This is a genomic window from Streptomyces longispororuber (assembly GCF_014656095.1).
GTDB lineage: Bacteria > Actinomycetota > Actinomycetes > Streptomycetales > Streptomycetaceae > Streptomyces > Streptomyces longispororuber.
The window spans coordinates 1-8,600 of record NZ_BNBT01000234.1; the positions used below are offsets into that span (position 1 = coordinate 1).

The following is an 8,600-nucleotide window of genomic DNA, read 5'->3' on the forward strand; positions in this document are numbered from 1 at the left end:
GCCGCCGAGGCCCCGGGCACCACGGCCACCGGTGCCGCCTCCCGGCCGGCCGCCCACGACCGGGGCCGCGGCCGCCCCGTGCTGCCGCCCGGCCGCCTCGGCGTCCAGCTCTACAGCCTCCGCGACAAGGTCTCGACCCTCGGCTTCGCCACCGTCTTCGCCGAGCTGAAGAGGTACGGGTACGACGAGGTCGAGTTCGCCGGATACACCCAGGGCGCCGCGGGCCCCATCAGCCTCGCCCAGCTCAGGAGGGTGACCCGCGACCACGGGCTCCGCCCGATCGGCAGCCACGTCGGCTACCACGACGACGGCAACCCGAACGCGTACACGTTCGCGCAGAACCTCACCAAGGTCCTCGACGACGCCGAGGCCCTCGGCCTCAAGCACATCGGCACGGCGTCCGCCCCCTTCCGCCACGGGGCGACCGTCGACGCGTGGAAGCGGGCCGCCGAGGACTTCAACACGTACGGCGAGGCCGCCCGCGCCCGCGGCATGAAGTTCTACCAGCACAACCACGCCGAGGAGTTCTCCTTCGCCACGGACGAGCCGAGCGTGCGCCTCTACGACGTGCTGCTGGCCGAGACCGACCCCGGCCTCGTGTACCTGGAGATGGACATCTACTGGGCGTACTGCGCGCAGTTCCGCTTCGGCAGGCAGGCCGACGGCACGCCCCGGCCGTTCGACCCGCTCGACTACGTGCTGCGGCGGCCGCACCGGTACCCGCTGTTCCACGTGAAGGACGGCGTACGCGACGACTCCGCCCGGGACGGCTACCGCATGGTGGACGTCGGTGACGGCGACATCGACTACCAGAGGTTCCTGTCCCGGGTGACCGCGCGCACCCCCGGAGGGCGCCGCTACCACCACTGGCAGGCCGAGCACGACAACCCGGCCGACTCCTTCGCGTTCGCCCGCAAGTCCAGCGCCCACCTCCACGGCCTCCGCGAGCGCTGCGGCGACTGACCGCACAGCGACACCAGGGGCGGGGCACCGGCGTCACCGCGCCCGGCCGGTCCCCGCCCGTCACCCTGTGCGCGCGTACCCGTACCGTCACCCAAGGTGAGGAAGCGAAACATCGAGGTCAGCGGCGGGGACCGGTGTGTGCCGGCCTCGCGTACCCGGCGGATACGCAGGTGAAAGGCACTCCGAAACCTTGGTATTGTTGTCTTCGTCGCCGCGGGGAAAACCCGCAAGGCGGCAGACACCTTGTCCGGGTGGCGGAATGGCAGACGCGCTAGCTTGAGGTGCTAGTGCCCTTTATCGGGCGTGGGGGTTCAAGTCCCCCCTCGGACACCAGTAAGAACAGCCCCTCGCCAGGGGCTTTCTTCATGTTTGGGCAGTGGCGTGACCAACCACGTGACCAACGGCCCAGTGACTTCCCAGGTCAGACCAGGGACGACAGGCCGATCCGGGCCGCGCTGGAAGCGGCCAGCTTCTTGGCTCCCTCGGCCCGGCGCCTGCCGTACCGGGCCATGGTGTAGCCCGGCGAGTGGTGCCGGGCGTTGGCGGAGACCTCGACTGGGTTCTCGTGGTTGTCGAGATCGTTTGTGATCTTCGACGCTCGCCAGTCGTGCAGCCGGAAGTCCTCCGGCAGCTTCATCCGTGCACGGACCGTACGCCAGCGGGCGGAGACCTTCTCCGGGTCCTGGGGCCCGCCCGCCGTGCGCCCCTTCTGGAGCTTGAAGCCGTCACGGGCGAACACCAGGCCGTGATCCACCCACAGCGGGCCGAGCCGTTCCTTCTCGGCCTGCTGGCGCTCCCGCTGCCATTTGAGGACGTTCATCAGGGCCTGGTCGACATAGATGATCGCGTTGTCGTCTCCGTCCTTGGTGAGCTTGCGCAGCCGGTAGGTGTTGCCTTCTTCGACCACGACCCAGGCCAGTTCGATGGCGCAGTCGTCCCAGTGGATGAGGTCCCACATCCATCCCAGGGTTTCGCTGCGGCGGCATGAGGTTGCCGCGTAGGAGGTCCACAGCGGGGCGTCCCGCAGGCAGTGGTGAGACAGCCCGTCACAGGCCCGGTTGCCGCAGGGCTCCCATATCTGCCTGAGGAAGTGCGCCGTCTCCTGGTCGTTGAGCGTCGGGAAATCCGGCTGAGCCGCTTTGATCTGCCGCTCCGTGGGCGGGCTGGCGGTGTGGGCCGGGTTGACTGTCAGGAGCTTCCTGGGGCCGGTTACGGAGTCCAGGGCGGCCGAGATGATGTTGTGGACGTGGCGGACGCTCTTGGGGCCCAGGGGCTTGTTCCCGTTGGCCTCGATGGGCTTGGCTTCCAGGAGCCGATACAGCTCGTCCAGGCGTTCGTCCGTCACCTCCACTACCTTCACCGTTCCTATGTGGGGCTTGATGTGCAGCCGGATCTTCGGCTCGTAGCCCTCCCTGGTGGTGTCCTCGCCCCGGTGTCTGGCCAGCCAGGAGTCCATGAGCTGCCCCACGGTCATGTCGGAGCGAGGGACGAGTGTGCCCGCTTCGTGATCGCTGAGCCAGTGGCGTAGTGCCCGCTCCGCTTCGGTCTTGTTCTTGTAGTCGCGGCCTATCCAGTAGCGCTCCTTATTGCCTGTCGCCGGGTCAAGGCTGCGGTGGAGTGGACTGCCTGACGCCCCGTAAGGCCGCCGGGGGCCCCGCATGTCGGGGCTCCCGGCGTCGAGGCGATTCAGGCCCACATGGGCCGTCCGCTGGGCCTCACCCAGCTCGACGAGAACGGGCGCGTCCCGGCCTCACAGCTCCCGCCCTGCCCATGCCAGACGCAACCGAGCACTGCAACCGCAAGGAATGTTTAGGTACCGCCACAAGGCTTCACAGACTCCAGCAGAACCTTTGAGTTCTTAGCCAACTTGACCTGCACGACAGACGCAGCCGTAATTGGCTTCGGCGGAGGAGGATGGTAATCGTACGGCTTTACCCAGCTTGTCAGTTCCTCCAGGGTGCGTTTCCAGCGTCTCCCCCCGCTGTCGCTGAAGAATATGCGCCCGACTGTGAAGTATTGGTCCCGGACGATCCTTGTACTACGCGGAATTTCCCTGTTCCCTTCCGCTTCCAGGTCGACAGCCATGTTCCGGCTGTACAGAACAATTCGAGAGCAAGGTGGAACGCTCCAGAGTAGGAGGATCAACTGACTTCTCTGCCGCCGCAAAGCAGCAGCCCCTTCCCCTTGCCACTCCATATCAGCCTCAATTATCAAATTTACCTTCGATACAGGGTCCGCCGATCGGTTGACGAGGTAGTAACGACGACTCATTAGATTCTCCTCAACATCACCGTAAAACGTGACCTTAGAGGCCTGAGAGCGCATTGACTCCTCGGATTCTTGCCGAGACTGTTTCAACTGATCTTCTGCTGCACGGGCGCTGTAGTACGTCGCGATCCCGGTGAACACGATGCCTCCGACGGCTGCGACTCCTGCTAGGGCAGTCGCAACCTGAACCCACCAGTTGAGGCGCCTCCATCGTCCGCGCTCCGGCGCCTGAGGTTGGGGGGCGCCCCTCTCCCTGCCTCGCACAGCACCAGGCCGAGGCCGCTGTCGTGCCAGCCGCAGCCGCACCCGCCGATCTGCACTGTTCCTCGCCACAGTCGGCCCCTCTCTCTGGCCCTACACGCCAACAGACACGCCCAGGGCCCGATAAGTTCCCGTGCGAGGAAGATCTTCTACACCACCCAATCGTTTCCCCACCTTCCGGGTCGAGATCAGATCAGTAATCATCGACCGGGGATATAACCCCGGCCGCCATAAATAATGTACGTGTCCTCTGGATGGCTCCGGGGCAGTGCTGTGATGCAGTCCACAGCGATAATGATTCCTCACTTCGCCGTGTCGACTCAGCCGTCGGCATCAGGGCCATGAGGGCGCAGTCGAAGCCGCTGAAAGCTCTCTGAGCCCCTTGAGGCGGCGTCCTCAACCCTTTCCTGGGCGGATCCGCGGTAGCGGCTCAGCGAGGCGTACAGAGCCTCGGAAATGATGAAACCCGTACACGGTCGAAGGGCAGCGCCCCTGCGGTCCTTAGCACTTATCAACCAAGCATTACCCCCGAATGCGTGACGAGATAGATTGGCTATCCCGAGACCGCGCATTAATCGTTTCGTTATCGCCTGATGCTGGGATGAGTGGAGTTTCGAAATCCCGCTCACGTAGGCGGGATCCGCAGCCGTTGAGAGCACTTCTCCGGCTGTCAGTGACTCGCTCTGCCTCATCAGCCCTGGGGGGACTGTGCGCACGACAGTTCAGGTCATCAGCTATGTGGAAAAGGTCGTCTGTGACGGGTGCCTGTCGAAGGAACGGGACGCAGACGGAGGCGACGGACACCCTGAGCCTGGGTGACCGCTCGTGGGACCTGTGTCCTGAGCACTCCATGCGCTTCTCCCGGTACCTGGTGGACGCGCTCGGATCCGGACTGCCGGACGAAGAGGCAGAGGCTGAGACGGACGCTCAGGACGATGACGCTTCGACGGCGGCTGAGTCCGAGGAGCCGACTGCGGATGAGGACCTGGCCGACTACGTCTCACGGATCACCGACAGCCGTAAGGCGTTCAAGGGCAAGCCGCTGAAGGCTGGCACTCAGGCCGCACGCGCGCAGTGGTCCAAGCACCGTGAGCGGCTGGCAGCGCTGCCGGACAAGGAACGGGTTGACTACGCGAAGTGGTGCGCCGCAGAGGGCAAGGACGTCCGGCTGACGGCATCGCACGTGGAGTTCCGGGGCTTCATGTGGACCAACTTCCCGCACATGGCCAGGGCCTACGCGGACGCCATGCGCGGCAGGCAGCAACCTCAGCAAATCAACTCACCCGAAAGGCAGGCAGCATGACCACCCCTGACTTCTCCGCCATGGCCACAGGGCGCATGAGGGCCGTTGTGTCCTCCCTCGCCCCACACATCGAGTGGTCCCCCATCGGACTGCTCGGGGGTTTGCTGTGCGCCTTCTCCGCCATGCTGCCCGAGACCCGTGTACAGCGTGGTTCCGGCTCGATGCCGCTGATGCTGCACGTGCTGCTGTGCGGCGGCACGGGTGAGGGCAAGGGCCAGTCCTGGGGCATCGCTGAGGCCATCGCCCGGGACGCGAACCGTACCTTCATGTCCGGCAACGTCATCCACGGTGTGGTGGGCGGGGCCGGAGTCATCCAGGCCGTGGCCGACTGCGGCGAACACGCCTTGATCGTCGATACCGAGTACGCCCGCGTCCTGAGGACCGGACGCCGACAGGCCAACCTGTCCCAGGTTCTCCGTGATCTCTGGGACGGCGCCCCCGTCGCCACGTCCAGGGCCAAGGATCCCATCCAGGTGGATCGCCCGCGTGTGGCGATCATGGGGCACATCACGCCCGAGGAGTTCCGGGCGAACCTCACCGGGGCCGACCGGGACGGCGGCTCGTACAACCGGCTGCTGACCCTGCCCGTATCCCAGGTCCGGTGGCTGAGTGAGCGGGAGCGCATGCCCGCCCACCTGATCCCCGAAGGGGGCGAGCACTTCGCACGGGCCGTGCGGTACGGGCAGCGCGTCGGCACGGTCACGCTTGCCCAGAATGCCTATGACGTGGCCGACACGATCCGCCACGACCTGTTGAGCAAGGCCCGTGAGTCGGAGGACCTGAAGCCCTTCGCTGCCCGCTGCAACGAACAAGTACGCCGCATTGCCGCTCTGTTCGCCCTGTTCGACCTGCGGCGTGAGATCACGTCGGACGATCTGCGCGCGGCTGCCTGTCTGGTCACCCATGCCATGAGCACCGTGGAAGCCATCGCCACGAGTAGCGGCAGCAGGAGCAGCAAGCGTCAGCCGCTCAGCCTCGCGGAGAAGGTACGCGCCCGACTGGAACTGTTTGGCGGCTCCGCCCGCTCATCCCAGGTCCTGCCGTACGTCGGAGCGACCGCCGCTGAGGTGAAGGCACTGCCCGGCCTCGTCGTCACACAGGAGCGCAACGGCGTCGGCCGACCAGCCGTCGTCTTCTCTCTCGCTGATGACTGCTCGGATGGTGACCGGCCCGTCACCGAGGCCGAGACGACTGAGCGGCCGCAAGAGGGCCGCACCGCGAAGGCGGCGGAGATCGTGCCGATAGATGTCGGCCGTCTCATCCCGGCACGGAGCCCCAAGCCGCAACCGGTGAAGAGACCGGAACCGATCGGCACCGCCAACCCGTTCCTGGCACTGCTCTAACCAATGAATGAAACGCTCGGTTGATCTGAGCGCGGCAGGGCCCCGTCCGAAAGACGGACGGGGCCATCTTGCTGGGGATGCGCTGTCATCCGGGGTAGTCCGGATCATCCTCCGCCGCCGGCAGTTCGCTGTGCCCCTCAGACCAGTGATTGCACCACCCGCACAGGGTGCAGGCGAACCGACCGTTCAGACCCGAAACCTCAGAGCCGCACTGTTTGCACTCAGTGCGGGTGATCTCAGCCTCAAGGGGCGGCGTAACGCCTGCCCCCGTACCTGCACTGTTCCGGCCAGCTTCCATGCACCGCAGGGTACAGCCCGGAGTACCAGCCGCATTGATTGAGGCATACCCATTTACCGTCGGGCCCTTGCTGCGCTTCCCCGCCGCACTTCGGACAGTTCATCCGCCGCCCTCCATCCCGCATATCTCACAGCGCCACTTGCCGCCCGCGCCCTCATGGACTTGGGCCCCGCACCTTGGGCAGTTCACGCGGTCCCCTCAGGTTCCTACCGGTGGGACGGGTTGGCGAGAGCCCCGGCTAGCGGCTGGCGCAGGGGACCGGGTCGCTAGCCGGGGCCTGGCCCGCGCCTGTCCGTACGACGGGAGACAGGGCGGGCGGCGCCCGTCTCTCCCCCTCCTGGGTTTCAGGCGGTCTTCCAGGAAAGACGGGCGGGTCGTGCCGCACGACGGGCCCCAGGGCGCCCCTGCCGCCTGGGGCCCATCGCTGGCCCGGCGGCCCCACGTGATCGATGGAGGGGCGGATGTGCCGGGCCATTCCACACCCCCGCAGCGCACGGGTATTGGTGTGGCGGGTCTTGGGCCCCGACTAGCTCACCGGGCTAGCCGGGGCCTGCCCATCACCGCACACGGGGAGTGCGGGCGGTGGTGGGCGGGAAGCCCGTCTCTCCCTCCGTCGTCCCCCGTGCGTCGGAGGCCGTTTGGAGAGTCGGGCGTGGTCTTAGGTGATCGGCCGTCGTGAGTCGTTCACGCAGACACGTGCTCCGTGCACCAGGTAGTGAATGGAACTGGTGCCTTCGATGACGCGCAGCGCTTCACGGATGCGGCGGTGCTGGTCGTCCAGGGTGAGCCTCGGGAGGTCATCGGACGTGGCCCACTGAATGCCGCTCAGCTCCTGGGAGTTGACCAGCTTGGGCGCGTCATGGCCGACGATGCCCATTTCGAACACGAAGTTGAAGCCTTCCCGCACGTCGTCCTTGGGGTTCTCCGGCACGTAGTCCACGACCAGGAGCCGTCGCGGGTACAGCTCCAGGCCCACCTCTTCCCGGACCTCCCGGGTAACGGCGGCATGCGGGCATTCCCCTTGGTGGGCCCCGCCGCCCGGCAGAATCCATCCGTGCTTGTACGACGGGTCGACCAGGAGCACGCGCCCCTCGTAGTCGCGGATGATGCCGACGGCGCCGATCCGGCGGGGCGGTGGTGCGGAAAGGCTCACGTCCTTGTGCATCTTTCCTCTTCCTTCCGGGGTGGAGCCTGCCCCCGCCGGGCCCGTGGTCACGGGGTGGGCCGGGTCTTCCGGCGGGGACAGGGTCAGTGGGGCGCTACTGCGCTTTGATGGCCAGGTAGACCGCGAGGAAAATCGAACCCAGGTGAACGGCGGTCACGACCAAACTCTCAACGGTTTCGCTGCTCTGTATGGTCTCGACGGTCCGCCGTATCCGTCCTTTCCTGCGGCTGCGGCCGTACTGCCCGCGCCGTCGTAATGCGGTGCTCATTTCAGAGTCCCCATTCGCTCAGACTGCCGTCGCTCGCAGACTTATAGCGGTCCGCCAGCGACGGGTTCGGGTTCAGGTACGTGGCGTCCGCCTCCCACTCGCATCCGCCACCGAGAGGGCGGAGTTGCCACCGGGGCCCCTCATGGCCCATAACGCGTCCCTCGCGGCCCGTACGGGTGTCTGTGACCACGTCGCCAACGTGCGGCTCGTACGGGCGGTCCTGGCCCGTCCTGGCGCTCACGACAGCCGCTCTTCCAGGGCGCGCCGGACGGCTCGGAGGTCCACCTCATCGCGGTGAGCGAAACCACCGCGCGGACGCCAGCCAAGCAATGCCCAGGGGCCCAAAAGCCGAAGCAGGGACACCAAAAGCGTCACGTCGTCCTGGCGAGTTGCTCGGTCTTCTGCTCGGGCGTCAGTCGCCCAAGTGCCCTTGCTGGTTATGAGAGTTGCTCCGTACGCCCGCTGGTTCGCCGTGGCCTGAGGCCTTACGTTGACGAGCATGGCGGTTCGAAATCAGCTCGGAAGTGTGGACTCCGGCTAGGCCTACGCGCGCGCAGCGTTAACCAACAAAACCAACAAGGAGGGACCTGCATGCCACCCCGACGGACGGCGTCAGACCGTAGCCACTCGGCGCGTGCACGCTACGCCCAGGAGCTAGGCCGTTTCCTTCGGATCGTCTGATCGTTGGTTGGTGTGTGTCGTTGACTGACGCCCAGTGGGCGAGGATCGAG

General features: G+C 66.3%; 5 protein-coding genes and 1 tRNA gene. 4 read left to right on the forward strand and 2 right to left on the reverse strand.

The features are described 5' to 3' along the window. On the forward strand, nt 1-963 hold a 963-nt coding region (locus IE330_RS36650; RefSeq protein ID WP_190140512.1), incomplete at its 5' end, for a sugar phosphate isomerase/epimerase family protein. Nucleotides 964-1,208: 245 nt separating this feature from the next. Then, a tRNA-Leu gene (locus tag IE330_RS36655) sits at nt 1,209-1,296 on the forward strand. An 88-nt stretch (nt 1,297-1,384) separates the two neighbouring features. Here IE330_RS36655 and IE330_RS36660 read toward each other — a convergent pair. Next, entirely contained in the window at nt 1,385-2,437 is a 1,053-nt protein-coding gene (locus tag IE330_RS36660; RefSeq protein ID WP_190140513.1) for a tyrosine-type recombinase/integrase, read from the reverse strand. A 1,905-nt stretch (nt 2,438-4,342) separates the two neighbouring features. Here IE330_RS36660 and IE330_RS36665 point away from each other — a divergent pair. Next, nucleotides 4,343-4,795, forward strand: coding sequence for a hypothetical protein (locus tag IE330_RS36665; protein ID WP_190140514.1), 453 nt, complete (start codon nt 4,343-4,345; stop codon nt 4,793-4,795). Then, nucleotides 4,792-6,138, forward strand: a complete 1,347-nt coding sequence (locus IE330_RS36670; RefSeq protein WP_190140515.1) for a DUF3987 domain-containing protein — start codon at nt 4,792-4,794, stop codon at nt 6,136-6,138. The genes IE330_RS36665 and IE330_RS36670 overlap by 4 nt, the downstream gene beginning before the upstream one ends. A gap of 956 nt (nt 6,139-7,094) precedes the next feature. Here the strand turns inward: IE330_RS36670 and IE330_RS36675 are convergent. Beyond that, the gene (locus IE330_RS36675; RefSeq protein ID WP_190140516.1) at nt 7,095-7,601 is read right to left on the reverse strand and encodes an NUDIX domain-containing protein; all 507 of its coding nucleotides are present in this window, start codon (nt 7,599-7,601) and stop codon (nt 7,095-7,097) included. Nucleotides 7,602-8,600 lie beyond the last annotated feature (999 nt).